The sequence below is a fragment of the Streptomyces uncialis genome (assembly GCF_036250755.1).
Classification (GTDB): domain Bacteria; phylum Actinomycetota; class Actinomycetes; order Streptomycetales; family Streptomycetaceae; genus Streptomyces; species Streptomyces uncialis.
The window spans coordinates 8,735,585-8,760,467 of sequence record NZ_CP109583.1; the positions used below are offsets into that span (position 1 = coordinate 8,735,585).

The following is a 24,883-nucleotide window of genomic DNA, read 5'->3' on the forward strand; positions in this document are numbered from 1 at the left end:
CCATGGCCATCGAAACGCACCGGAGCCCCCGCGCGACGCACGGGAGCTCCCGCGAGCCGCACCGGAGCCCCCGCCGCCGGATATCGCCCGCGCGCCACGCGCCGCTGATCGCCGCCGTGCTGATCGGCCTGCTGTTCACCCTGCCCCTGCTCTGGGTGCTGGCCGGGTCGCTGCGCCCCGGGGACAAGGTGCTCGCCGGACTCGAATCGCTCTCCTGGCGCAGCGTCGTCCCCACCGACGCGACGTTCCACAACTACGTCACCCTCTTCCAGGGGGACTTCGGACGCGCGGTGCTCAACTCGGTCCTCGTCGCGGCGGTGACCGTCTGCGTCGGACTGCTGCTGTCGGCCACCGCGGCTTTCGGGCTCGCCGTGTTCGACTTCCGTGGCCGCGGGGCCGTGTTCGCCGTGATCCTGCTGAGCTTCATGATCCCGTTCGACGCCATCGCCATCCCGCTCGCCTCCACCTTCCGCGCCTGGGACCTCCAGAACACCTACGCGGGACTGATCCTCCCGGGCATCGGCAACGGCCTGGCCATCTTCCTGCTGCGCCAGTTCTTCCTCGCGGTGCCCCGCGAACTCGTCGAGGCGGCCCGGCTCGACGGCCTCAGCTGGTGGGGCGTCTTCCGCCGGATCTACATGCCGCTGTCCCGGCCGGCCCTGATCGCCGCGGGCCTGACCCTGTTCACGTTCCAGTGGCAGTCGTACATGTGGCCCCTGCTGATCGGCACCGAACCCGCCAAGCAGCTCGGCCCCATCGCCCTCGGGACCCTCCAGGGACAGATGGTGGTCGACTACGGACAGGTCTTCGCCGCGGCGGTCGTCCTCACCGTCATCCCGTTGGTGGTCCTGCTGCGACTCCAGCGCTACTTCACCCAGTCCATCGCGGGCAGCGGCCTCAAGTAGCCGTCACGGCCCCCACGACCGCCGCCCCCTCCCGCGACTCCTGACCCGCACCCCCCACTTTCCAGCACTCCCGCACTCCCGCACTCCCCACGAGGTACCCCATGATCGCGCCCCGACCGTACGACGTCCTGCTCGACACCGACATCGGCAGCGATGTCGACGACGCCCTCGCCCTCGGCGTCCTCCTGGGCTCGCCGGAGGTGTCGTTGCGCGGGGCGACGACGGTGTACGGCGACACCTTGCTGCGCGCCCGGCTCGCCCGTCGGCTCGCCTCGCTCGCCGGGCACGACCTCACCGTGGTCCCGGGCGCCGCCGAGACCCTGTCCGGACGGGAGGTGTGGTGGGCCGGGCACGAGGGCGACGCCTTCGACGACCTCTCCGGCGAGCGGGTGCGCGACGACATCGGCGCCCCCGGCTTCCTCACCGAGTCCGTACGGGCCCGCCCCGGTGCGGTCGACCTCGTCGCCATCGGGCCGCTCGCCAATGTCGCCCGGGCCGTCGCGCACGACGAGGGCTTCGTGGCCGGTGTGCGCACCCTGTATCTGATGGGCGGCCACTTCGGACCCGGCGCCAAGCCGGAGCACAACATCCTCAGCGACGTCACTGCGGCACGAGCCGTCTTCGCGTCCGGTCTCCGTACCGTCGTGACCGGTCTGGAGATCACCACCCGGGTGCGTATCGGGGCCGAAGGGATCGAGACCATCCGCGCGTCCGGCCCCTACGGCACCGCGCTCGCCCGTGAGATCGACGCCTGGACCGGCTTCACCGGGGAAGGGTGGAGCGTCCCGCACGACCCCATCACGGTGCTGTCGATGCTGCGCCCCGACCTCTACACCACCGAACGCGGCACCGTCACCGTCGCCGACGACGGAGTGACCTCTTTCCACCCCGACCCGGACGGCACCGTGTCCCTCGTCACCGACGCCGACCTGGTCACCGTCGCGGACGAGATCGTCAGCCGTATCGTCCGCGCCTCCGAGGGCGTCCGCTGATGCCCGGGGTCCCGCCGGTGAACCGCTCCCCGCTGGTCGTCGTCGGCTCCGCCAACGCCGATCTGGTGGTGCGGGTCGGGCGCAGACCCCGGCCCGGGGAGACCGTGCGGGGCGGCGATCTCGCCGTCCACCCCGGTGGCAAGGGGGCCAACCAAGCGGTCGCCGCGGCCAGGCTGGGCGGCCGGGTGACCCTGCTCGCGCGGGTCGGGGACGACTCCCACGGAGCACTGCTCACCCGCGCCCTGCGCGAGGCCGGGGTGGACTTCCCCGCGCTTCCGTACGGAGACCGGCCCACCGGGACCGCGCTGATCGTCGTGGGCCCCGACGGCGACAACAGCATCGTCGTGTCCCCGGGGGCGAACGCCCTGCTGTCCCCGGCGGACATCGCCGAACAGCGCGAACGGCTCGCCGCCGCGCGCGTGCTCTCCCTCCAACTGGAGATACCGCTCGACACGGTCACGGCGGCGGTGGGCGCCGCCGGTCCCACCACCCGTGTGGTGCTCAACCCGTCCCCGCCCACCGACCTGCCCGCCGAGGTCCTGGCCCGCTGCGACCCGCTCGTCCTCAACCAGCACGAGGCACGCCACCTGTTGGGCGTGGACACCGCACCGGAGGAGGCCGCCGTGGCTTTGCTCGCACGCGGTCCCCGTTCCGTCGTCATCACCCTCGGAGCGGAGGGCGCGCTGGTCGCCGAAGGCGACGGGACGACCACCCGGGTGCCGGGGGAGGAGGTGGCGGTGGTGGACACCACCGGCGCGGGTGACGCGTTCACCGCGGCGCTCGCCTGGCGGCTGTCGGAGGGCGACGGCCTCACCCCGGCCGTGCGGTACGCGGTCCACGTCGGCGCCGAGGCGGTGTCCGGAGCGGGAGCGCAGAGCCTGTCGCCCCGCGGCCGGACCCCGGGCCCCGCTGTGACGGACGGTTGACCGCGCGCCCGCTGCCGGAGCCCGCGTCGTCCGCCTCGGCAGCGGGAACCGGCGAATCGGGTGTACCCGACAAGTGGTTGCCTCGGTTTTCGGTCATGTTTGCGCTCTACATGTAATGCGTCGAGGGCGGGGGGTTCCGGAGGATCTTCACGGGGAGGCCATATCCGCGGGGGAATCTCCTCTTCCGGGGTGGGCGGGGTGCGCGCGCGAAGGAAGATCACTGCCGTCGGCCCTCGCGTGACCTGCTCCGATGTGTCCGTATGCGAGCCAACCGAACGGACACCCCTGCGCGGGTCATCACCCTCCGTGTAGGCATGGCCACGGCGGTCCCGATGAACCCAGGGTCGCCGTCAGCCGATTCGCAGGGGGTTATCTGTCATGTCCAGACTTACTCGTCGTCAGGCCGTGGGGGCCGTGACCGGCGTCGCCGCCGGTATCGCGGTCGCCGGTGTGGCCACCGCCTGGGCGGACACCGCACCGGACAAGGGAAAGCGCGAGGGCTCGGCGCCCGGTGGCGAGGACGCGTCCTTCGACGAGGTCTTCCAGGGCCGCCGTATCCAGGGCGAGCCCATCGGCGGGGCCGGGGCCCATGCCTCCGGGCACGGCAAGCACGCGGGCCACGCGGGTCACGAGGTGTACCGCGTCCTGATCGACGGCCGGGAGCTCCAGGTGATGCGCCACGGGAAGAGCGGCTGGAGCAGCGCGATCAACCACTACGAGAGGTTCGCGACCCCGCTCGACGCCGCGCGCACGGCGGTCACCACCCTCAAGGGCGCCTCTGTCGTCCCCTTCAACCCCACCGCCTGAGACGGGAGCAGCTCCATGACCGTACGCAAGAACCAGGCGAACCTCACGGCCGCCGAGAAGAAGGCCTTCGTCGACGCCGTGCTGGAGGTCAAGCGCATAGGCGTGTACGACGAGTTCGTCGCCGCCCACCGCCTGCGCTTCGCGCTCGACATGAACACCGGTGTCTACGTGGGTCACTTCGGCCCGTCGTTCCTGCCCTGGCACCGCAAGTTCCTCATCGATTTCGAGAACGAGCTCCAGAAGATCGACGCGTCGGTGTCGATCCCCTACTGGGACTGGACCGCCGACAACACCGTCGCCTCCTCGGTCTGGGCGCCGGACCTCCTCGGCGGCACCGGACGCCCCCTGGACGACCAGGTGATGGACGGCCCCTTCGCGTACTCCGCCGGCAAATGGCCGATCAACATCCAGGTCGACAGCCGCCCGTTCCTCGCCCGTAATCTCGCCTACCGCGTCCCCACGCTTCCGAGCCGGGCCGAGGTCGACGCCGCGCTCGCCATTCCCACCTACGACTCCGCGCCCTTCCGTGACGGCTCGGCGGGCTTCCGGGCCACGCTCGAAGGCTCGGCGGGATATCTGAGCATGCACAACCGCGTGCACTCCTGGGTGTGGGGTCAGATGGAGTCGAGCGTCTCCCCGAACGACCCGGTGTTCTGGCTGCACCACTCGTTCGTCGACAAGCTCTGGGCCGACTGGCACGCGCTCCACCCGACCAGCGCCGAATACCTCCCCGCCGGGGGCACGGTCGATGTGATCGACCTCAACGAGACCATGCCGCCCTGGCCCAACACGACCCCGCAGAGCATGCTGGACCACACCCCCTTCTACACCTACGCCTGACGGCTCCCGAGGGCGGACGCCGCACACGGCGCCACACGGATGCCCGCCGCCGAGGACGCCTCGGCCGGGTCACCGTGGCGGCGGCGAGGCGTCCGCCCTCGTCCCCACCCGCGATCGCGGCGACCGCGGCGACCGGGACGACCGGGACGACCGGACAGGACCGGCGCGACCGCGGCGATAAAACTCGATTGAAGGGGTTCTGACATTAACTTGCGAAAGAGTTGATTGTATCGGTAATCCCGGGGTGACTAGGGTCTGACGCAGGGAAAGAGCGGTCGCGCTATTTCCCTGGAAGGAGTTCGTCATGCTCGAAAGGCTCGCAGAAGAATCGCGTTCCCGCCGTTTCCCGCAAGCCGAATCGATGAGGGACCGACCGGGCCGGGAATACCGTGACGCCCTCCGGGGGACGATGTGATCGGACGCCGTGAATTCCTCGGAGCGACGGCCGCGGCCGTCGCCGTCGTCGGCTTCGACCCCCTCGGCCGCGGCTGGGTCACCGAGGCCCAGGCCGCCGAACGGTCCTCCTCCGCGACACCGTTCGCGGGAGCGCCCGCCCTGGACGGCGAACTCGTCCTCGACGCGCCGTCCCGCGAGGCCGTCGCCACCGACCTCGGCAACATCACGTTCCACACCCCCGGCGCGGTCCTGCGCCCCGGCTCCGCGCGAGACATCTCCCGGATGATCCGCTTCTGCCGCCGGCACGGCATCCCCGTCTCCCCGCGCGGCCAGGCCCACACCACCTACGGTCAGGGTCTCTCCGACGGTCTGGTCATCGAGAACCGGTACCTCAAGCGCATCCACTCCCTCGGTCCCACCACCGCCGAGGTGGACGCCGGAATCCACTGGATGGAACTCGCCAAGGCGGCCTACGCGCACACGCCCCGGCTGACGCCCCCCGTCCTCACCGGCTACACCGGGCTGACCGTCGGCGGCACCCTCTCCGTGGGAGGCGTCGGCGGCCTGGTCGGCGGACTGCACACCGGCCTCCAGGTCGACCATGTCCGCGAACTCGAAGTCGTCACCGGCACCGGCGACATCGAGCGCTGCTCCCGGGACCGCAAGCCCGATCTGTTCGAGTCGGTACTCGGCGGACTCGGCCAGATCGGTGTCATCACGAAGGCGGTCATCGATCTCGTCCCCGCCAAGCAGCGCGCCCGCAGCTATGTGCTCGGGTACGACGACACCGCCGCGTTCGCCCGCGATCTGCGCCTCCTCATCGAACGGCCCGTCGTCGACCATGTCTACGCCGAGTTCGTCGCGCCCGGCACCTCACCGACGTACAAGATCCACGCCACGGTCTTCCATGAGCCGGACCAGCCGCCGCACGACCGGACGGTGATCGGTGGGGTTTCGGGCGTGCCGGAGATCCGGAACACCAGCTATCTGGAACACGTCTTCACCATCGACACCCTGATCGACTCGCTGCGGCAGACCGCTGACTGGGACCGGCTCGTCAAGCCGTGGTTCGACGTATGGGTGCCCGGCAGCCGCATCGAGAGCTACCTCGCCGAGCTGATGACGACGCTCACCCCGCGCGACATCGGCCCCCTCGGCGCCGGACTGATCTACCCGCAGCGCCGCGCCCGGGTCCACAACCCCTACCCCCGGCTGCCCCGGCCCGACGGCTCCGACTGGGCGTTCATCGTCGATGTCAACACGGTCTCCGCCACCACGCGGCCCGAGCCGGGGTTCGTGGACGAGATGCTCGCCCGCAACAAGCGGCTCTACGCCCGCACCCGCGATCACCACAAGGGCACGCTGTACCCGATCGGGTCGGTGCCGCTCACCGAGGAGGACTGGCGCGGTCACTTCGGCGACAAGTGGCCGGCGTTCCGGGCGGCGAAGCGCCGCTACGACCCGGACCAGTTGCTCGCACGCGGTCAGAACATCTTCCGCGACGGCCGCTGATCCCGCGCGGACCCGTCTGAGCTCTTCCGGAAGGACTGTTTCCGCAGGGGCGTGGGGGAGGCCCGGACATCATGTCCGGGCCTCCCCGTTCCGCTGCCCGCGTCCTTGGCGGCGCCCGGCAGATCCGCCTGTCCCCGGCCGGAGCGAGTCCGGCCGGGGCATTTCCGTGGGTGCGCTCTCCGGCGGTGCCCTTCCCTTCGGCGAGCTTTCCGTCGGTACGCGACGGCGCAGGACTCAGCGCGCCACGGCGTACGACTGGCGGCCACGCGGACTCGCGGCGGCCAGCAGCAGGTCCCGCTCGGTGTCCACACCGACCGCGCACACCTTGCCCAGCGAGAACTCCGGCGCCAACTGCACCTCATGGCCCCGGCGGCGCAGCTCCTCCACCACCTCGGGGTCGCAACCGGCCTCGACGACCAGCCGCCTGGGCGCCGACTCGTGCGGGGTGAACGACGCCGCGAAGTGATCGGTGTGGAACGCCAGGGTCTCCGTCGCCGCCTGGAGATCGAGGCCGAAGTCGGCCACCGCGAGGAAGAACCCGAGCGTCCACTGGTCCTGCCGGTCGCCGCCCGGGGTGCCGAACGCGAGCACCGGCGCGCCGTCCTTGAGCACCAGGCTCGGGCTGAGCGTGGTGCGGGGACGGCGGCGGGGGCCGAACGCGTTGGGGTGGCCCGCCTCCAGATTCATCGTCTGCGCCCGGGTGCCCAGCGACAGGCCCGTGCCGGGGACGACCGGGGAGCTCTTCAGCCAGCCGCCGCTGGGCACGGCCGCCACCATGTTGCCGAACCGGTCGGCGACCACGACGGTGCAGGTGTCGTTGCGGGCCTCGGTGGCCCGCACCACCGTCGGCAGCCCGTTGTGGATCTGCGACATCCAGTGCTCCCGCGAGGGCGGCACCGGGTCCGACCCGTACCGCGGTATGTGCGGCGCCCGTCCGCCCGGGGAGCCCGGACGCAGCTCCGACGCGGCCTTCGCCCCGATCAGAGCGCGCCGCTCCCGGGTGTAGCCGGGGCTCAGCAGCTCGTCCAGGGGCACGTCCGCGTGGTCGGGGTCCCCGTACCAGGCCTCGCGGTCGGCGAAGGCGAGCTTGGAGGACTCGGCGACCGTGTGCAGGTATTCGGCGCTGCCGAGGCCCATACCGCGCAGATCGAAGCCCTCCAGCAGCGCCAACTGCTGGAGGAAGACCGGGCTCTGCGACCAGACCCCCGGCTTGTGGACCGTGAGATCCCCGTACGCCAGATGCGCCGAATCCTCCACGGTGGCCCGCCAGTCGGCCATGTCCTGGCCGGTCAGCAGGCCCTTGTTGCGGCGGCCGGTGGAGTCGAGGACCTCGGTGGAGGAGACGTAGGCGTCGATCGCCTCCGCGACGAACCCCCGGTAGAAGGCCCGTTCGGCGGCGGCGATCTGCGCCTCCCGCCCGCCCGGCGCGGCGGCCGCCTCCCGCAGCAGCCGCTTGTAGGTGTCCGCGAGCACCGGGTTGCGGAACCGCGAACCGGCGGCCGGCGGCCGTCCGCCGGGGAGGTAGACCCGCGCCGACTCCTTCCACTCGGTCTCGAACAGCGGGGCCAGCACCTCGATGGCGTCGGCGGCGCCCGCCAGCAGGGGGTGGCCGTGCTCCGCGTACCCGATGGCCGGATCGAGGATGTCGGCGAGCGGCAGGGTGCCGTGCTCCGCCAGCAGCCGCATCCAGGCCCCGAACGCGCCGGGCACCACGGCGGGCAGCAGACCCGACCCCGGCACCTGGTGCAGCCCGAGGTCCGTGATGCTCTCGATGGTCGCCGCCCGCGGGGTCGGCCCCTGACCGCACACCACCTGCACCCGGCCCGTGGACGCGCTGTAGGAGACGATCGGGACATCGCCGCCGAGGCCGTTGTAGTGCGGTTCGACCACTTGCAGGACGAAACCGGCGGCGGCCGCCGCGTCGAAGGCGTTGCCGCCCTTCTCCAGCACCGACATGGCGGCCGCCGACGGCAGCCAGTGTGTCGAGGAGACGGCGCCGAAGATGCCGCTCAGCTGCGGCCTTCCCGCTTGGATGCCTGCGTTCATCGCGTCGGACCTTTCTGTGTCACTGCGTGTGCGTGTACCCATGGACGGGGGTTCGGGTGCCCTCCGAGGCCACCCGGAACCCCGTCCATGGGCAGACGGGGGAGGGAGCGGCCAGGGCCCTCGCGTCAGCCGCGCGGTTCGAGCTCGTAGAAGCACATACGGGGTCCGGCGGTCGCCCAGGTGAGGGTGCGGCGGCAGGTCAGCCGGGTCCGGTCGAAGATCCCCGCCCAGACGGCGCGGTCCACCGGGAAGCCCTGGTCGGTGAGGACGTGCATCAGGAAGAACTCCGAGTCGCTCTCCCGGTCGTCGTAGTGGGGCTCCGGTTCACCGATGAGCAGCATGCGCTCGCCGGTGAGGAAGTCCGCGTACGCGTCCAGGATGTCGACGACGGCCTTGTCGCCGTCCCGGAAGTGCTCGTGCAGCACCCCGATGCCGGTGATCACCTCGATGTCCGCGCACACCTCCTCGGGCCATGTCCCCGGGTCGAACGCGTCACCGACGACGAACTCCAGCCGGTCCTCCAGGCCGTGGCTCCGCGCCAGTTCACGGGCCACCTCCACCGCCGCGGGCGCGATGTCCAGACCGACCCCGGTGATCTCCGGATCGTTCAGGCAGGCGTCGACCAGCAGCCGGCCGCCGCCGCAGCCCAGGTCCATGATCCGTTTGGCGCCCCGGTCACGCATCGCCTCCAGTACGACCGGGGTGTAGTAGCGGCCGAAGACGGTTCCGCAGTGGCGGCTCAGCGGGCCGTTGCTGCGGTGCACATCGGTCCCGTACTCCGCGGCGCCGGTCATCAGCTCGTCCGCGCGCCCGACGACCGGACCGTAGGCCTCCAGATAGAAGCCCAGCCGGGCCAGCGAGATGTCCGAGGTCAGGAGCTCGCCGCGCCGGGTCAGCCGGTAACTGCCCCGCCATTGCTCCAGTACGCCCTTGAGGGCGAGATAGCGCAGCGTGTTCGAGGACACCCGGTGGTTCATTCCGTCGTACAGACCGCTCGCGGTGCTGTGCCGCCCCTCGCGCAGCCGCTCCAGCAGACCGGACTTCGCGAGCGCGTGGAGCGCGTGGCACAGATGCAGGGCGCCGAGCAGGTCCGGCATACCCGACAGCTTGAACTCCTCCCAGGTGCGGCCGAGTTCCTCGTCGCGGAGTTCGACCGGCCCGCCGCCGGGAGCGGGCCCGTCGCCGAAGGCCGTGCCGGTGTGCCGCGTGGTGCCGTCGGGCGTCGGTATGCCGGTGTGCGGCGGGCCGGAGGTGCCGGGGGAGATGTCCATGGATGTGTTCCCTCTTCCCTTGCCTGATGGAGGCCTTCTGGAGGCTGAACGGGTCGTACGGGGTCGTACGGACGCCGTACGGAGGTCTTGCGGGGAGCCCTGTGCTTCTGGAGCCGGATCAGAGCGCGGTGGACTCCGATCCGGTCGTCGCCCTCTTCCCGTCCGTCCCCTGCTCCTGGTTCCGGTCGTCCGGCTCGTGTTCCTGCTCCTGGCCCTCGCCCTGTTCCTGCGTCTCGCCGCCGCCGGGCCTGACGTGCCGCAGGGAGGTGGCCACCAGCAGGGACGAGACCGCGACCAGTACGGCGGCGATCAGGGCGATGACGCTCAGCCCGTACGTGAACGCCTCCCGGCCGGCCGCCACGAGCTGTGCGCCGAGGTCCTCCGGCAGGTCCCGCGCCACTTCGAGTGCCTTGGCCAGGGTGTCCTCGGCGGGGCCGAGGGTGTCCGACGGGATACCGGCGGGCGCGGTGTCCTCGACCTGGTCGCGGTAGAGCGCGGTGCCGATGCTGCCGAGGACGGCCAGCCCCAGCGCGCCGCCGAACTCGTTGCTGGTCTCCGATACGGCGGAGGCCGCACCGGCCCGCTCCGGGGGAGCGGAGCTCACCACCATGTCGGTGCCCAGGTTCAGCGCGGGAGCGATACCCGTGGACATCACGGCGAGACCGGTCACCAGCAGGGCGAAGTCCGAGCTGTCGGCCAGCCATACGAGGACCGCGCCGCCCGCGGCCGTCGCGAGCACCGCGGCCATGATGTACGCCGGACGCACCCGCCGCAGCGCGGCGATGGCCACGACCGTGCCCAGCACACCGCCCGCGGTGCCCGGCAGGATCCACAGTCCCGCCTCCAGCGGCGACAGCCCGTGGACCAGCTGGAGCGACTGCACGATGAACAGATTGATGCCGAACATCACGAACGACAAGGTGGCCAGGGCGCCCAGCGACACCCGGAACCTCGGCTCGCCGAACAGCTTCAGGTCGATGAACGGGTCCGCCAGCCGCCGCTGGCGCCGCAGGAACACCGCACCCGCCGCCACACCGACGGCCAGCGCCAGCAGGGGCAGTACCTCCACCCCGTGCCGGGTGAGCTGCTTGATGCCGTACACCACCGGCAGTACGGCGGCCAGGGAGAGCAGCGAGCTGGCGAGGTCGAGGCTTCCGGCGGACGGCGAGCGGTACTCCGGCAGCAGCACCGGGCCGAGGGTCAGCAGCAGCACCATCACCGGCACGCCGACGAGGAACACGGAGCCCCACCAGAAGTGTTCGAGGAGCACCCCGCCGACCAGGGGGCCGATCGAGGCACCCACGGTGAAGGACATCATCCACGCCGAGATCGCGATGGTCCGCTGCCGCTCGTCGAGGAACATCACCCGCAGCAGCGACAGGGTGGACGGCATCAGGGTCGCCCCGGCGAGCCCCAGCAGGGCGCGCGCGACGATCAGGGCCTCGGGGGTGGTGGCGTACGCGGCGAGCACGGACGCCGCGGCGAACGCCCCGGCGCCGAACAGCAGCAGCCGGCGCCTGCCGACACGGTCACCGAGATTGCCCATGGTGACGAGGAACCCGGCCACCAGGAACCCGTAGATGTCGGTGATCCACAGCAGCTCGGAGCCGGTGGGCGAGAGATCGGCGCTGAGCTGGGGGACGGCCAGGTGCAGCACCGTCATGTCCATCACGATGAGCATCGCGGGCAGGGCCAGGACGGCCAGCCCCACCCACTCCCGCATTCCCGCCCGGGGCGGGCTCTGGCCGGTCTCGGCGCCGTGGTCGGGTCGTGCGGACGTCATGAAACGCTCCTTGCGGATACGGGGTGAGCCGGTACGAGGTTGGACCGCACCGGGTGGAACGGGAGAAACGGGGAGCGCTCCGGTGAGGGGCACTCAGGGGCGCGCGAGGTGCCGGTGGTCCTGGGCGGCGGGCCACCGGTCGTCGTTCTTGCGGTACCAGTCGACGGTTTCGGCCAGCGCGGTGCGGAAGTCGCGCCGCGGCTCCCAGCCCAGCTCGCGGCGGATGCGCCCGCTGTCGACCGCATAGCGCAGGTCGTGCCCGAGCCGGTCGGGGACGAGCTCGACGCTGTCCCAGTCCGCGCCGCAGTGCTCCAGCAGGGCTTCGGTGAGCTGCCGGTTGGTGAGTTCGACGCCGCTGCCTATGTTGTACGTCCGGCCCGGCAGCCCGGCGGTGCGCACCCGCTCCAGGGCGGCGACATGGTCGTCGACATGCATCCACTCCCGGGTGTTGCCACCGGTGCCGTACAGCGGGACCTTGCCGCCGTTCAGCAGCCGGGTGACGAACAGCGGGACGATCTTCTCCGGGTACTGTCCGGGCCCGTAGTTGTTGCAGCAGCGCGTCACCCGCACATCGAGCCCGTACGTCGTGTGATGGCCGAGCACCAGCAGATCGCCGGCCGCCTTGGAGGCGGAGTACGGCGAACTGGGCGCCAGCGGATGCTCCTCGGGCCATGAGCCCTCGGGCAGCGAGCCGTACACCTCGTCGGTCGAGACCTGCACGAAACGCCGTACCCCATGGCGTACCGCGGCCTCCAGCAGCACCTGGGTGCCGAGCACATTCGTCCGGACGAACTCCGCGCCGCCGGTGATCGACCGGTCCACATGGGTCTCGGCCGCGAGATGCACGATCTCGTCCGTGTCGGCCACGACCCGGTCCACGATATGCGGGTCGCAGATGTCCCCGGTCACGAAGCGGAACCCCGGACGGTCGCGCACATCGGCGAGATTGGCGAGGTTCCCCGCGTAGGTCAGGCTGTCGAGCACCGTCACCTGAGGCCGGGTGTCCGAGGCCAGCAGGGCCCTGGCGTAGTGCGATCCGATGAATCCGGCACCACCGGTCACGAGAATGCGGGTAGGCATGGCACGCTCCTTCTTCCAAGGGCGGTTCGCCCGTCGAGGCAAGCGGAACGTGATCACTGCCGTCCCGGCCGGGACGGAGCGGTACGTACACTGCTGACGGCATGTCATCGGCCGTACGGTGACGTGATTCCGCGTTGCGTGGTGTGTGCAAGGACTGTGCATGGTGTGTGGATCGCGGGGAAGGCGGTGCGAGCACGGCACTGTCACGTCCGTACTGAGGGCCGAAGAAGGACTTCACGAACAGGGAGACTTGTTGTGTCTGGCGAGGGCCGGAACTTACGCAGGATCACGTGCGTCAAGGGAGGTCCGGCCGCCGCTCAGACCGAGCGCCGCGGACCCGCCGCCCCGAGACCGCACATCCTGGTCGCCTCGGACTGTCCATCGGTCGAAACGCTCAAGCAGGACCTGCAACGGCATGGATACGCCGCCGCGATCGCCGCCAGCGGCAGCATCGCGCTGGACACCCACCACGACAGCGACCTCGTACTGCTGGACACCGACCTGCCCGATCTCGACGGGGTGTCGGTGTGCCAGTTCATCCGGCAGGTGAGTGATGTGCCGATCATCGGCTTCACCTCCTCCGAGGCCGAGGTGGACCGGGTGCTGCTGCTGGAGGCGGGCTGCGACGACTGCGTCGACATGCCCTACCGGGCCCGCGAGCTGGTGGCCCGGATCAAGGCCGTGCTACGCCGCACCGGTACCCGTAACCCGACCGAACCGACCACGGGAGGGATGACCGAACTGCTGCGGTTCGGCCCGCTCGTCATCGATCCGAAGCGCCGCGAGGCCCGGCTGGACGGGATCACGCTCACCCTGACCCGGAAGGAGTTCGACCTGCTCCACCGGCTGGCCGCGGAACCCGAACGCATATTCCAGAGACAGGAGTTGATGTCCGACGTCTGGGACTATCCGGCGGACAACCGGATCAGCGTCCAGGAGAGCCGGACCATCGACACCCATGTCAGCAGCCTGCGCGGCAAACTCGGCAACAGCGAATGGATCACCACCATCCGCGGGGTCGGCTTCCGCTTCGGGCTGTCCGCCGCCGAGCCGGACCAGCCGGCCCCCGGCCCGGTGAAACCGGACCGGACGCCGGGCGTGGCCGACCTGGCCCTGCCCCGGCTGTTCAAGGTGCGAAGCTCCAACGGGTCTGCGCGACCAGGCCCTTGGTGAACGCGAACACCGTCCGGGGAGCCACCGAGAAGGCCCACGACCGGCCCACCGAACCGCTGAGCATGTCCTTCTCCACGACATAGTCCCAGCGCGGGCCGTACTTGTGGCGGAAGACCTCGGCGGCCTCCTCCAGCCGCCGCGTGTCCGTGACCCGCTCCGCCTGCCCCTCCAGCACGATGTCCACCCCGCTGTCCATCCGGTTCGTACCGGTCAGCAGCGAGCAGCGCGGATTGGAGACCAGGTTGCGGACCTTGCGTTCGTGCGGCTGCGAACAGAACCACAGCGCACCGTCGTGCCACGCCCCCGCCACCGGCGTGATGTGCGGCCGCGGGCTCGGGCGGACCGTGGAGATCCAGTACAGCTCCGCCTCGGCGAGCGTGGTCCGGGTCTCGGTCCACTGGGCGGGCTGGGCCCCCGGGCTGGTGTACCGGGGGTCCAGCTCCACGTCGTACGGATGATCGCTCATGACAGCTCCCCTGATCGTGAGGTCCCGGCGGGACCCGGCGACAGCATGGGCCCGGGCGACGCGGTGCTCTCCACATCGCGGGCGAGGTCCGGGTAGCACGCGATGATCTCGTCGGCCTGGGTCCGCGGGTCGTACTTCTCGCACAGCAGGTCCAGCACATGCCGGTCCCGCTCGCTGCGCCGCACGACCTCGTCGTACGGGGTACGGGTGAACGCGACGAGCTGGTAGAGCTGGGTGAAGTCCCGCGGGTAGCGCTGATGCAGCCGCGCTTCCAGCCCCTTGCGCAGATGGAACAGCTCGTCGTCTATATGGGTGTTCAGCTCCTCCAGGTTCGCCATCGACAGATCCGCTATCGCCTGGCCGGGTTCCACCCGCAGCTCGCTGAAGTCCGCCACCGCCGCCCGTATCGCCCCGTGCCGGTCGGCGTCGGCGGCCAGATGACGGTCCAGCAGCCCGCACAGCACCTCCGCGTCCTCGAAGCTGCAATTGATGCCCTGGCCGTAGAACGGGACCATCGTGTGCGCCGAGTCCCCGACGAGCACCGCGCGCGCGTAGTGGTAAGGGGCGCAGCGCACCACCTTCAGCAGCGCGGGGCGCGCGTCCCACACCTCACCCGTCACCCGGGGAAGCGCGTCCGCGATGTCCGGGTACTCCCGCTCGAAGTGCCCGCGTACGGCGTCCCGGCCGGGGAAGGCCCGGAACCGCAGCTCGCCGGCACGGCTGTCGACCGGCATGAACAGGGTGGTCGTCGCGGTGCCGTCCCGGTTGGGCTGCGCCTGGAGGAAGTGGTCGCCGCGCGGCCACAGATGCATCCGGTCCCGGCTCAGTGCCCGCGCGGCATCCGGCTCCATCGTCAGCTCGACATGGCCGTGCGAGATGTACTCCTGATGGATACGCATCCGCGCGCCCGACTTCGACAGTTCATGACGCAGGGTGCTGTTCGCGCCGTCGCAGCCGATCAGGATGTCCCCGGTGGCCCGGCACACCCCGCCGTCACCGGTCACGAACACCGCCTCCGCGCGATGCGCGTCCGCCGCGACACAGGAGTGCCCGAAGTGCACCACGGCCCCGGCGGCCAGCGCCTGAGCCAGAAGGATGCGCTGAAGCGCGGCGCGCGGCACCGACAGCAGATGGTGGTCGTCCCGCACCCCGTACGGCTGATGGGTGGGCGTACGGTCCCGGTGGTGCACGGTGCGCTGCCGCAGCACCTGCCCCACCTCGTAGAGCTGGGCCCGCAGGGCCGGGCGCAGCGCGCTCGACCCGCGGTGGGTGAGGGTCAGATTGAAGGAGCGGGCGGTCCCGGCGGAGGTCATGGTCCCGGCGGACTGCTTTTCGTGCATCTCCACCTCGAAGCCGCGTCGGCGCAGCTCGATGGCGAGGAGGCAGCCCACCGGGCCGGCTCCCACGATGACGGCCCTGACGCGGCGCCTGGCTTCTGACACGGGGGGTTCCTTCCTGTGGGGGTGTCGGCCCCGGTGCGGGACGGCCTTCGGCGGGTGGGGTTCCGCCGCGGGCCCTGACGTCCTCGACGGGGGGCCGTGCGGTTCCGGGCGCTGCGCGTCGCATGGCACACGCGGTACGCCTCACAGCAGGCGGGGTGCGTCGCATGGCATTCGCGGTGCGCCTCACGGCACGCGCGGTGCGGGGACCTGGCCCGTCTCGGTGAAGTACCGCACCATGGAGGTGATCCACGACGGTTCGGGGACGGGCAGCTCCAGCCCCAGGTCCCGCAGCAGCCGGACCGTGCGGTCGTTGCCGTAGCTGTGGTCGGCCAGTTCCATGACGCCCTCACGGAACAGCGGCACCAGGCTCGCCAGGGAACGGTCACCGTCCTCGGCGGGCCCCGCCTCCAGCGCCGCCAGCCACTCGTCGGCCGACACCATGCGGGGCGCCCGGCCCAGCGACTCCAGGGCCGCGAACACCGAGTCCCAGCCCATGCCGACCGGATGGAAGACATGCACGGTCCTGTTGAACGCGGCCTCGGCCCCGGACAGCAGGACGACCGCGTCCGCGACGACATCGGCGGGCAGCAGGTCCACCGGCGGCCCCGGCACCTCCGGCGCGAGCCCCAGTTGCAGGAAGCTCTTGATCTGGAGCCAGAAGAAGTCGTCCGTGCGGCACGCGCCGCTCACGGAGTCCGGCCCGATCCGCCCGATCCGGTACACCGTCACCGGCACCCCGCGTTCGCGGGCCGCCATCGCGAGCCGTTCGGCGACCCACTTGCTCTGCGCGTAGCCGATACCGAGTCCCTCGGCCACCTCCGGCACGGTGTCCTCGTCGATGTACCCGGCCGGTCCCTCCGGCGAGAACACGGCGAGCGTGGACATATGGTGGAGCGGCTTGAGCACGGTGTCGGCGCAGAACTCGGCGACCCGTACGAACCCGTCCACGTTCGTCGGCCGCACCGACGCGTACGGCGCGGCGAAGTTGATGTGCGCCGCCGCGTGGTACACGGCCTCCACCTGGCCGGCCAGCTCCCGGTACACCCCGTCGGCCAGCCCGAACCGCTCCCGCGACAGATCCCCGGGCACCGCCCGTACCCGCGACAGGTCCAGCCCCTCGTCGGCCCGGTACAGGCGCGCGCTGTCCAGGACGCGGCGCGTCGCCTCCTCGGTGGAGCCGGCCCGCACGAGACAGTGCACGACACAGCCCGCGGCCAGCAGCGAGCGGAGCAGATGGACCCCGAGGAAGCCGGTCACTCCGGTCAGCAGCACCGTCCGCGCGACACCCGGACCCATGGGCCGCGCGCCGTGGGACACGTCCACGCTGTCCGGCAGCCGTACATCGGCCCACAGATCGGGCTCGCCCGCGTCGTCCGGCCCGCTGTCCCCGGTGAGCGCCCGCTCCACCCGCGCCGCCATACCCGCCACCGTCGGCTGGCTGAGCAGCGCGCTCAGCGGGACCTCGACCCCGTACTCCTCCTGGAGCCGGCCGCGCAGCCGCACCGCCAGCAGCGAGTGGCCGCCCTGGCCGAAGAAGTCGTCGTCCGGCCCGCTCCCGGCCCCGCCCAGCAGTTCGCCCCACACCCGGGCGACGCCCTGCTCGGTCTCCGTCAGCGGACGTTCGGCGGTCACGGCCCCGCGCGGCGGTGGCAGCGCCGCCGCCATGACGGCCAGGGCCGCCCGGTCGGTCTTGCCACTGGGCGCCGTCGGCAGCTGGACGACCCGCACGAAGCGGGACGGCACCAGATACGCGGGCAGCGTGCGGCCCAGCAGCCGCCGCAACGCGGCCTCGTCCGGCTCACGGTCCGGCTCGCCGTCCGGGCCGGGCGAGGGGTCGGACCGCAGGAAGGCGACCAGCCGCCGGTCCCCGGGCCCGTGCTCCACCGCGACCACGGCCGACGCGGTCACCGACGGCAGATCACCCAGGACGGCCTCCACCTCGGCGGGCTCGATCCGGTGCCCCCGGATCTTGATCTGCTCGTCGACCCGCCCCAGATGCGTGAACCCGTCCCGGGGGGTGCACTTCACCAGGTCCCCGGTGCGGTACAGCCGGGCACCCGGCGTGGTGTCGTACGGGTCGGGCAGATAGCGCTCCGCGGTCTGCTCCGGCAGATTCAGATATCCCGGCGACAGGACCCGCCCGCCCACGTACAGCTCGCCCGGCACCCCGAACGGCACCGGCCGCCGGTCCCCGTCCAGCACATACATCCGCACCTCGCCCACCGTGTGCCCGATGGACGGCCGCTCCGGCCAGGACGAGGGGTCCGCGGGCAGCCGCAGCGCGGTGCACAGATGCGCTTCGGAGGGCCCGTACGCGTTGATCAGCCCGGCGTCCGTCAAGCGGCCGAACATCTCCCGCAGCGCGGGTGTCACCACCAGCTGCTCGCCCGTGGTGTACACCTCGGCCAGCTCCGGCAGCGGGATGTTCCCGCGCACGACGACGGACGCCAGCTCCTGGAGGGCCACGTACGGCAGGAACATCCGGGCCACCCGCCGCTCCCGCAGATACCCGGCCAGCCGGTGCAGATCCGTCCGGGTCTCCTCGTCGGTCAGGACCAGTGTCGCCCCGGCGCACAGCGCGCCGAAGATCTCCTCGAAGGACACGTCGAAGGACAGCGACATGTACTGGAGCATCCGCGAGGCCGCGCGCGGCCCGGACAGCTCCGCCTGGCGGTACGCCACATTGGTCAGGGTGAAGTCCTGGATGGCCACCCCCTTCGGCCGTCCCGTCGACCCCGAGGTGTACACCACGTACATCTCGTCGTCCGGACGCCGGCGCTCCGGCAGGTCCGCCCCGTCCAGCTCCCGCAGCCGCCCCGCCTCGGCGGCCAGGTCGAACACCTCGGTCCCGTCGGGACGCGGGATGTCCGTGACCCCCCGGGTGAGCAGCAGACGGGGCCGGGAGTCGGCCAGCATCAGCGCGACCCGCTCCGCCGGATAGGCCGGGTCCAGCGGCACGAAGGAGGCCCCGGCCTTGAGTACCGCCAGCAGCGCGACGACCGCCTCCGGGCCGCGCTCCAGCAGGACCCCGACCCGCGTCCCGGGCCGTGCGCCACGCAGCCGCAGGGCCCGCGCCAGCCGGTTCGCCCGGGTGTTCAGCCGACGGTACGACAGGACGGTCCCGTCCACCGTCTCGACGGCGGTGGCGTCCGGGGACCGTGCCGCCCGATCCTCGAACAGGTCGGTCACCGACCCCTTCGCGGGCCGGTCGTCGGCGGGCCCGTGCCAGACGGCCGCCAGCTCCCGCAGTTCCCGCTCGGGCACCCAGCGCAGCTCACCGACCGTACCGCCCGGCCGGTCGAGCAGATCGGCCAGCAGCACACGGAACCGGCCCACGATCCGCTCGACGGTCGCGGTGTCGAACAGCGCCGGGTCGTACTCGAAGGTCAGCCCCAGCTCCTCGGCGCCCTCCTCCACGATCAGCGCGAGGTCGTACTTGGGGGCGCCGCTTACATGCCGCCACTCCGTGACACCCAACCCCAGATGCCCCAGCACCCGGCGTTCCCTGGGCATCAGCGTGACCATCGTCCGGAACAGCGGGGAACGGCCGCCGTCCTCGCCCGAGCCCACCGCCTTCACCACGTCCTCGAACGCCGCGTCCTTGTGGCGCATCGCGGACAGCACCTCCCGGCGGGTCCGCGCCAGCAGCTCCCGCACGGTGTCCCCGGAGGTGACCCGGTGCCGCAGCACGACCGTGTTGACCAGGTGCCCGATCACCTCCTGGTCCATGGCCCGGTCGCGCAGCGACACCGGCACCCCGACCGCGAGATCCGTCTGACCGGTGTGCCGGTGCAGCAGCACGGCGTAGGCCGCGAGCAGCGCCATCAGCGGGGTCACGCCCTCCGCAGCCGCCCGCTCCCGCAGCCGCCCGGCCTCGGCGCCGGTCAGTACGGTCCGTACGGCGTGTGCCGTGGCGGCGCTGGGCCCGCGCGGACGGTCCAGCGGCAGATCGAGCAGCGCGGGTACGCCCGCGAGATGCTTCGTCCAGTGCTCCAGTGACGCCTGCGGGTCCGGCCCGCCCGTCCGGCCGGTCACGACCTCCCGGAACTGCGGGGCGTGCGGCGGGGGAGTGAACTCTGCCCCTGCGGCGAGGTCTTGATAGAGCGTCAGCCACTCGTTCAGCAGGACCGACCAGGAGAACCCGTCGAACACGGCGTGGTGCACGTTCACCAGAAGGGCCGTGCCGCCCGCGCCCCCGGTGCCGCCCGCACCTTCCGTACCGCTCGTGGCGTCCGCGCCTTCCGTACGGGCCATGCCGTCCGCACCGTCCGTACCGCCCGTGCCGGTCTCCACGCACAGTACGTGCAGCAGAGGTCCCGACCGCAGGTCCAGCCGCCTGCCCGCGAACTCGGCCGTCAGAGCCGTGAGGGCGTCCTCGCCGGACGCGGTCGCCGTCGCGAAGCCGAAGTCCGGTTCGGCCGCCACCCGCAGCATCAGCCGCCCGTCGTCCGCCATCGCGAAGGTGGTCCGCAGACTCTCGTGCCGTGCGACGACATGCCGCAGCGCCCGCCGCAGCAGCCCGGCGTCCAGCGACCGGGGGAAACGCAGCAGCACGGGCGAGTTGTACGCGGTCGGGTCACCGAACTCGCACGCGTACCAGATCCCGGCCTGGCCGGACGTCGCCTCGGTCTCCGCGTCGGTCGCGGTGCCGATGCCGCTGTCGGTGGCTCCGCTTGCCGGTCCCGGCGTGGTCCCGGTGTCCGTGCCGGCCGCCCGGCCGGTACGGGGGGCGCCTTCCCGGCGGCGGGCGCGCAGCAGGTCGGACAGGGCGCGGGGGGTGCCGCACCGGGCGATGTCGCGCGCGCCGACGTCCAGGCCCAGCAGGGCTTTGAGATCGGCGGCGTAGGCGTCGGCGTGGCTCGCGGCGAACGGGTCGTCGGCCGTCGCGTCCGGGCGGCCCGTGGTGTGCCGCCAGCGGTCCAGGACGACGCTGAGCAGGGGGTCAGTCATGAGCGGTCACCTCCGTGCCGTCTCTTCGTCCGCGGGTCCGCCGTCCGGGGCCGTGCCGTCCCCGGCGGTGCCGTCCCGCAGCGCGCGTATGTGCCCTGCCAGGGACTCGGCGTTGTCGTGCTGGAAGATGTCCTCGGCCCGTACGCCCACCCCCATCACGTCCTGGATGTTCGCGGCGAGCCGGATGAGCTGGAGCGAGTTGGCGCCGGACAGCACGAACGAGTCCGCGGTGCCGATCCGTTCGCGGCCCGTCACCCCGGCCAGCAGTCCGACGACCGTCGACGCGACCGGATCGTCGGCCGCCGTCGTGGCCTGCCCGTCGTCCGGCTCGACCAGCACCGCGCGCGGCTCCTGGAGGGCCATACGGTCCAGCTTCCCGTTGTGGTTCAGCGGCAGCTCGGACAGATGGTGCACCCGCGCGGGCAGCATGTAGTCGGGCAGCCGTCCGCGCAGCTGCGACAGCAGCGCCTCGGTGCCGGGCGGCTCCCCGGTGGCGGTCGTGCAGAACAGCACCAGCTCGCGCAGCCCGTCCGCCGCGTCCACCGCGCGCACCACCGCCCGCTTCACCGCGCCGGTCTCCTCCGCGGCGAGTTCGACCTCGCGCAGCTCCACCCGGAAGCCCCGGATCTTGACCATCTGGTCCGCCCGCCCCGACAGCACGACCTCGCCCTCCGGTGTCGTGCGTGCCATGTCGCCGGTACGCAGCACCCGCGTCCCGTCGAGCTCGGGGAACTTGCGGGCGGTCAGCTCCGGCTGGTCGAGATAGCCCTGGGCGAGCCCCGCGCCGCTGACGCACAGCTCACCCACCTCACCGGGCCCGCACGGGGTGAGATCGTCACGCAGCACATGCAGCCCCACCCCGGGCAACGGCAGCCCCACCGGGAACACCTGGCGGCGCAGATCGTCCTCGTCGAGGGCGTGCACGGCGGTCAGCGCCGAGTTCTCCGTGCAGCCGTACGCGTTGTACACGGTGCCGCCGACGGCCTTCAGGGCGCGTGAGAGATGGACGGGGGAGGGGAAGTCACCGCTGACGATGACCGTGCGCACCCCGGCCAGCGCCTGCGGGTAGCCGTCCACGAGCAGGTTGAACAGTCCGCACGGCAGATTCAGGAACGTCACCTTCCGCTCGGTGATCGTCGCCGCCAGATCCGGCAGCGACGGCAGCTGCGGCGGCGGTACCACCACCCGTGCCCCGTGCAGCAGGCTCAGCCAGATCTCCGTGGTGGACGCGGCGAAGGAGTACGGGGCGAGCTGGAGGAAGCAGTCGTCGTCACGCACCTCCGCCTCGCCGTTGTGCTCGGCGACCCGGGCGATCGCCCGGTGCGGGACGAGCACCCCCTTGGGACGGCCCGTGGACCCGGAGGTGAACATCAGATACGCGGTGCTCGCCGGGTCCACCGGCTCCGGCAGGTTCCCGCTCCCGTACGTGGCGCTGTCGGACAGCAGCTCGTGCACGTCCCGCTCGGCGGTCACCGACCCCAGGCCCGCCGGTACGTCCCGCAGGGTCAGCGGTGGCGCCGCCTCACGGACGATCGCCCGGCGCACGGACACCGGGTGCGCCGGATTCAGCGGCACCACCACCGCCCCCGCCTTCAGCACCGCCAGGATGACGACGTACAGCTCCAGCGACCGCGACATGTGCAGGCCCACCCGGCTGCCCGGCGTCACCCCCTCGCGCTCCAGCCGGCGGGCGAGACGGTTCGCGGACGCGTTGAGCTCGCGGTAGGTGAGCGAGGCCGTTCCGTACTCCAGCGCGGTCTTCTCCGCCGCGACCGCGGCGGCGGTCTCGAAAGCGGTGGTCAGAGCGGGCACGTCCTTCAGTTCTTCGATGGCATGCATGCAGACTCCAGCGGACGGAAGGTCGGGTGGACGCACGACGGCCCGGCGCACACCGGGTGCGCCGGGCCGTCGTCGTGACGGAGATATGGGGGGCGGAAGGGACGGGGACGGGTCAGGCGGTGGACGGTTCCGCCGCGGGCAGCGACGCCCTCAGGAACCGGGCGGTCGTGGTGTCGGCGGACTCCGCCATCTCGGCGGGCGTACCGGTGAACACCACCCGGCCGCCGTGCTCGCCCGCACCGGGCCCGATGTCGATGATCCAGTCGGCGTGCTTGGCGACGTCCAGGTCGTGCTCGATGGCGATGACCGTGTTGCCCGCGTCCACCAGCCGGTCCAGCAGCGCCAGCAGATTGCCGACATCCGCCATGTGCAGCCCGGTGGTCGGCTCGTCGAACACGTACACACTGCCGCGCTCGTGCAGCCGGTCCGCGAGCTTCACCCGCTGGCGCTCACCGCCCGACAGCATCGACAAGGGCCTGCCCAGCGTCAGATAGCCCAGGCCGACCTCGTGCAGCGGGTCCAGACGGCGTACGACGGCCGGGTCGTCGAAGTGGTCCCGGGACTCGGCCACCGTGAGGTCCAGCACCTGGGCGATATCGAGGCCCTTCACCCGGTGCTCCAGTACATCGGCGCGATAACGGCTGCCCTCGCACAGCTCGCACACCGTGGTCACCGGGTCCAGGAACGCCAGATCGGTGGTGATCGTGCCGCGCCCCTTGCACTCGGGACAGGCGCCCTTGGCGTTGAAGCTGAACAGGCTCGCGTCCAGCCCGTGCGCCTTCGCGTACTGCTTGCGCACCATGTCCCAGATACCGGTGTACGTCGCCGGGGTGGACCGGGGGTTCATGCCCACCGCCGACTGGTCCAGCACGATCGCCCGCGGATGCTCTTGGGTGAACACCTTAGACACCAGGGTGGACTTGCCCGACCCGGCGACCCCGGTGACCACCGTCAGCACCCCGGTCGGGAAGTCGACGTCCACCTCGCGCAGATTGTGCAGCCGCGCGCCACGCACCGACAACTGCCCTGTCGCCGTCCGGGGCGCGGGCTTGAGACCGGGCTGGACCCGGAAGTGCCGGCCGGTGAGCGTCCCGCTGTGCGCCAGCTTCTCCACGGTGCCGGTGAACACGATCTCACCGCCCCGCGCACCCGCCTCCGGACCCATGTCGATGACATGGTCGGCGATGGCGATGACATCGCGGTTGTGCTCCACGATCAGCACGGTGTTGCCCTTGTCGCGCAGATCCAGCAGCAGCCGGTTCAGCCGGTCCACGTCATGGGCGTGCAGTCCCACACTCGGCTCGTCGAAGATGTACGTCATCCCCGTCAGCGCCGAACCCAGATGACGTACCGTCTTCAGCCGCTGCCCCTCACCGCCCGACAGGGTGCGGGTCGGCCGGTTCAGGGTGAGATACCCCAGCCCCACCGAGGCGATCCGGCGCAGCGAGGCCAGCGCGGCCGGTACGACCGGGCCGGGCCACCGCCCGGCCACCCGCTCCAGCTCCGTCACCAGGTCACCGATCTCCATCGCGCAGTAGTCGGCGATGTTGCGGCCGTCGATCGTCGAGTCCAGGGCCGCCCGGGACAGCCGGGCGCCCCCGCACTCCGGGCAGGTCCGCTCGGTGACGACCTGCTCGGTGGACCTGCGCTCCTTGTCCTTGAGCGATTCCAGACCCGGCTTCACGAACCGCCGGGTGAGGCGGGGCACCACACCCTCGTAGTCGTTGATGGCGACGTTGTTGAGATCGTCGGGGCGGATCGTCTGGAACCCTTCCCCGTGCAGCAGCAGGTCCATCTCCTGCTTCGTGTAACGCGCCAGCGGCTTGTCGGCGTCGAACACCGGCTCCAGGTCCTGCTCCCGGGCGCGCCCCTTCTCGTACCGGCTGATCTGCGCGTAGCGCTTCCAGTAGTTGGTGCCCACCGCGAAGTTGGAGTGCCGGATCGCGCCCTCGTTCAGGGACTTGTCGAGGTCCAGCAGCTTGTCCAGGTCGAGCTGGAGGGTGGCGCCGAGACCGTCGCAGTGCGGGCACATGCCCTGCGGGTCGTTGAACGAGTAGAAGTTCGACGGTCCGGCGCTGGGCTCCCCGTACCGCGAGAACAGCACCCGCAGCACCGGATTGACCTCGGTCATCGTGCCGACCGTGGAACGGGTGCCGCCGCCCACCGGCTTCTGGTCCACGACGATCGCCGGGGCCAGGTTCTCGATCAGGTCGAACTCGGGGCGCTCGTAACGCGGCAGCCGGTTGCGGATGAACGCGGGGAACACCTCGTTGAGCTGCCGTTGCGACTCCACCGCGATCGTCCCGAACACGACGGACGACTTGCCGGAGCCGGACACCCCGGTCACCACCGTCAGCACGCCCAGCGGGATGCGCAGGTCCACCCCCTTGAGGTTGTTGGCCCGCGCCCCCGTCACCACGATGTGCTGCCTGTCCTCGCGCATGGGCGATTCCCT

At 71.5% G+C, this 24,883-nt stretch carries 16 protein-coding genes; 7 read left to right on the top strand and 9 right to left on the bottom strand.

Translation table 11 applies throughout. From position 1 onward, the window contains the following. Nucleotides 1-2 precede the first annotated feature (2 nt). The 6 genes from OG711_RS36585 to OG711_RS36610 all read left to right on the top strand — a co-directional run bounded on the left by OG711_RS36585 (nucleotide 3) and on the right by OG711_RS36610 (nucleotide 6,378). Entirely contained in the window at nucleotides 3-905 is a 903-nt protein-coding gene (locus OG711_RS36585; protein WP_329563104.1) for a carbohydrate ABC transporter permease, read from the top strand. Between the two features lie 101 nt (nucleotides 906-1,006). Further along, nucleotides 1,007-1,897 carry a nucleoside hydrolase gene (locus tag OG711_RS36590; RefSeq protein ID WP_329563106.1) on the top strand — a complete coding sequence of 297 codons (891 nt, stop codon included), beginning with the start codon at nucleotides 1,007-1,009 and terminating at the stop codon, nucleotides 1,895-1,897. Continuing rightward, nucleotides 1,897-2,823 (top strand): ribokinase, encoded by a 927-nt coding sequence (locus tag OG711_RS36595; RefSeq protein ID WP_329563108.1) that lies wholly within the window; start codon nucleotides 1,897-1,899, stop codon nucleotides 2,821-2,823. Before OG711_RS36590 ends, OG711_RS36595 begins: the two co-directional genes overlap by 1 nt. A 378-nt stretch (nucleotides 2,824-3,201) precedes the next feature. After that, nucleotides 3,202-3,630, top strand: a complete 429-nt coding sequence (gene melC1 / locus OG711_RS36600; RefSeq protein ID WP_073788444.1) for an apotyrosinase chaperone MelC1 — start codon at nucleotides 3,202-3,204, stop codon at nucleotides 3,628-3,630. A 15-nt stretch (nucleotides 3,631-3,645) separates the two neighbouring features. Beyond that, on the top strand, nucleotides 3,646-4,470 hold the full coding sequence (locus OG711_RS36605) for a tyrosinase family protein (RefSeq protein WP_073788442.1): 825 nt from the start codon (nucleotides 3,646-3,648) through the stop codon (nucleotides 4,468-4,470). A 411-nt stretch (nucleotides 4,471-4,881) separates the two neighbouring features. Continuing rightward, the gene (locus OG711_RS36610) at nucleotides 4,882-6,378 is read left to right on the top strand and encodes an FAD-binding protein (RefSeq protein WP_329563111.1); all 1,497 of its coding nucleotides are present in this window, start codon (nucleotides 4,882-4,884) and stop codon (nucleotides 6,376-6,378) included. 234 nt (nucleotides 6,379-6,612) lie between these two features. On the opposite strand, the gene OG711_RS36615 is transcribed toward OG711_RS36610, so the two are convergent. From OG711_RS36615 to rfbB, 4 genes are all read right to left on the bottom strand, one after another. Beyond that, on the bottom strand, nucleotides 6,613-8,424 hold the full coding sequence (locus OG711_RS36615; RefSeq protein WP_329563113.1) for a gamma-glutamyltransferase family protein: 1,812 nt from the start codon (nucleotides 8,422-8,424) through the stop codon (nucleotides 6,613-6,615). A gap of 125 nt (nucleotides 8,425-8,549) precedes the next feature. After that, nucleotides 8,550-9,695, bottom strand: coding sequence for an SAM-dependent methyltransferase (locus OG711_RS36620; RefSeq protein ID WP_329563115.1), 1,146 nt, complete (start codon nucleotides 9,693-9,695; stop codon nucleotides 8,550-8,552). A gap of 118 nt (nucleotides 9,696-9,813) precedes the next feature. Continuing rightward, nucleotides 9,814-11,478, bottom strand: coding sequence for an MFS transporter (locus OG711_RS36625; RefSeq protein WP_329563117.1), 1,665 nt, complete (start codon nucleotides 11,476-11,478; stop codon nucleotides 9,814-9,816). A 93-nt stretch (nucleotides 11,479-11,571) separates the two neighbouring features. Further along, nucleotides 11,572-12,558 (bottom strand): dTDP-glucose 4,6-dehydratase, encoded by a 987-nt coding sequence (rfbB, locus tag OG711_RS36630; RefSeq protein WP_073788435.1) that lies wholly within the window; start codon nucleotides 12,556-12,558, stop codon nucleotides 11,572-11,574. A gap of 255 nt (nucleotides 12,559-12,813) precedes the next feature. Between rfbB and OG711_RS36635 the strand changes: the two genes are divergently transcribed. Then, on the top strand, nucleotides 12,814-13,731 hold the full coding sequence (locus OG711_RS36635) for a response regulator transcription factor (protein ID WP_329563119.1): 918 nt from the start codon (nucleotides 12,814-12,816) through the stop codon (nucleotides 13,729-13,731). Here the strand turns inward: OG711_RS36635 and OG711_RS36640 are convergent. The 5 genes from OG711_RS36640 to OG711_RS36660 all read right to left on the bottom strand — a co-directional run bounded on the left by OG711_RS36640 (nucleotide 13,685) and on the right by OG711_RS36660 (nucleotide 24,871). Next, the gene (locus OG711_RS36640; RefSeq protein WP_329563121.1) at nucleotides 13,685-14,197 is read right to left on the bottom strand and encodes a pyridoxamine 5'-phosphate oxidase family protein; all 513 of its coding nucleotides are present in this window, start codon (nucleotides 14,195-14,197) and stop codon (nucleotides 13,685-13,687) included. The two genes, OG711_RS36635 and OG711_RS36640, sit on opposite strands and share 47 nt — an antisense overlap. After that, nucleotides 14,194-15,639 (bottom strand): FAD-dependent oxidoreductase, encoded by a 1,446-nt coding sequence (locus OG711_RS36645; RefSeq protein ID WP_329563123.1) that lies wholly within the window; start codon nucleotides 15,637-15,639, stop codon nucleotides 14,194-14,196. The genes OG711_RS36640 and OG711_RS36645 overlap by 4 nt, the downstream gene beginning before the upstream one ends. 183 nt (nucleotides 15,640-15,822) lie before the next feature. Then, nucleotides 15,823-20,589, bottom strand: a complete 4,767-nt coding sequence (locus OG711_RS36650) for a non-ribosomal peptide synthetase (protein ID WP_329563125.1) — start codon at nucleotides 20,587-20,589, stop codon at nucleotides 15,823-15,825. A gap of 6 nt (nucleotides 20,590-20,595) precedes the next feature. Then, complete coding sequence (locus tag OG711_RS36655) at nucleotides 20,596-22,428, bottom strand: non-ribosomal peptide synthetase (RefSeq protein ID WP_329563127.1); 1,833 nt, start codon at nucleotides 22,426-22,428, stop codon at nucleotides 20,596-20,598. Between the two features lie 112 nt (nucleotides 22,429-22,540). Further along, the gene (locus tag OG711_RS36660; protein WP_073788425.1) at nucleotides 22,541-24,871 is read right to left on the bottom strand and encodes an excinuclease ABC subunit UvrA; all 2,331 of its coding nucleotides are present in this window, start codon (nucleotides 24,869-24,871) and stop codon (nucleotides 22,541-22,543) included. Between the last annotated feature and the right edge of the window lie 12 nt (nucleotides 24,872-24,883).

What these genes read in the sequence shown, in the direction of transcription:
- OG711_RS36585 (WP_329563104.1), top strand. Translation starts at nt 3, where the DNA reads ATGGCCATCGAAACGCACCGGAGCCCCCGCGCGACGCACGGGAGCTCC.
- OG711_RS36590 (WP_329563106.1), top strand. Translation starts at nt 1,007, where the DNA reads ATGATCGCGCCCCGACCGTACGACGTCCTGCTCGACACCGACATCGGC.
- OG711_RS36595 (WP_329563108.1), top strand. Translation starts at nt 1,897, where the DNA reads ATGCCCGGGGTCCCGCCGGTGAACCGCTCCCCGCTGGTCGTCGTCGGC.
- melC1 (WP_073788444.1), top strand. Translation starts at nt 3,202, where the DNA reads ATGTCCAGACTTACTCGTCGTCAGGCCGTGGGGGCCGTGACCGGCGTC.
- OG711_RS36605 (WP_073788442.1), top strand. Translation starts at nt 3,646, where the DNA reads ATGACCGTACGCAAGAACCAGGCGAACCTCACGGCCGCCGAGAAGAAG.
- OG711_RS36615 (WP_329563113.1), bottom strand. Translation starts at nt 8,424, where the DNA reads ATGAACGCAGGCATCCAAGCGGGAAGGCCGCAGCTGAGCGGCATCTTC.
- OG711_RS36620 (WP_329563115.1), bottom strand. Translation starts at nt 9,695, where the DNA reads ATGGACATCTCCCCCGGCACCTCCGGCCCGCCGCACACCGGCATACCG.
- OG711_RS36625 (WP_329563117.1), bottom strand. Translation starts at nt 11,478, where the DNA reads ATGACGTCCGCACGACCCGACCACGGCGCCGAGACCGGCCAGAGCCCG.
- rfbB (WP_073788435.1), bottom strand. Translation starts at nt 12,558, where the DNA reads ATGCCTACCCGCATTCTCGTGACCGGTGGTGCCGGATTCATCGGATCG.
- OG711_RS36640 (WP_329563121.1), bottom strand. Translation starts at nt 14,197, where the DNA reads ATGAGCGATCATCCGTACGACGTGGAGCTGGACCCCCGGTACACCAGC.
- OG711_RS36650 (WP_329563125.1), bottom strand. Translation starts at nt 20,589, where the DNA reads ATGACTGACCCCCTGCTCAGCGTCGTCCTGGACCGCTGGCGGCACACC.
- OG711_RS36655 (WP_329563127.1), bottom strand. Translation starts at nt 22,428, where the DNA reads ATGCATGCCATCGAAGAACTGAAGGACGTGCCCGCTCTGACCACCGCT.
- OG711_RS36660 (WP_073788425.1), bottom strand. Translation starts at nt 24,871, where the DNA reads ATGCGCGAGGACAGGCAGCACATCGTGGTGACGGGGGCGCGGGCCAAC.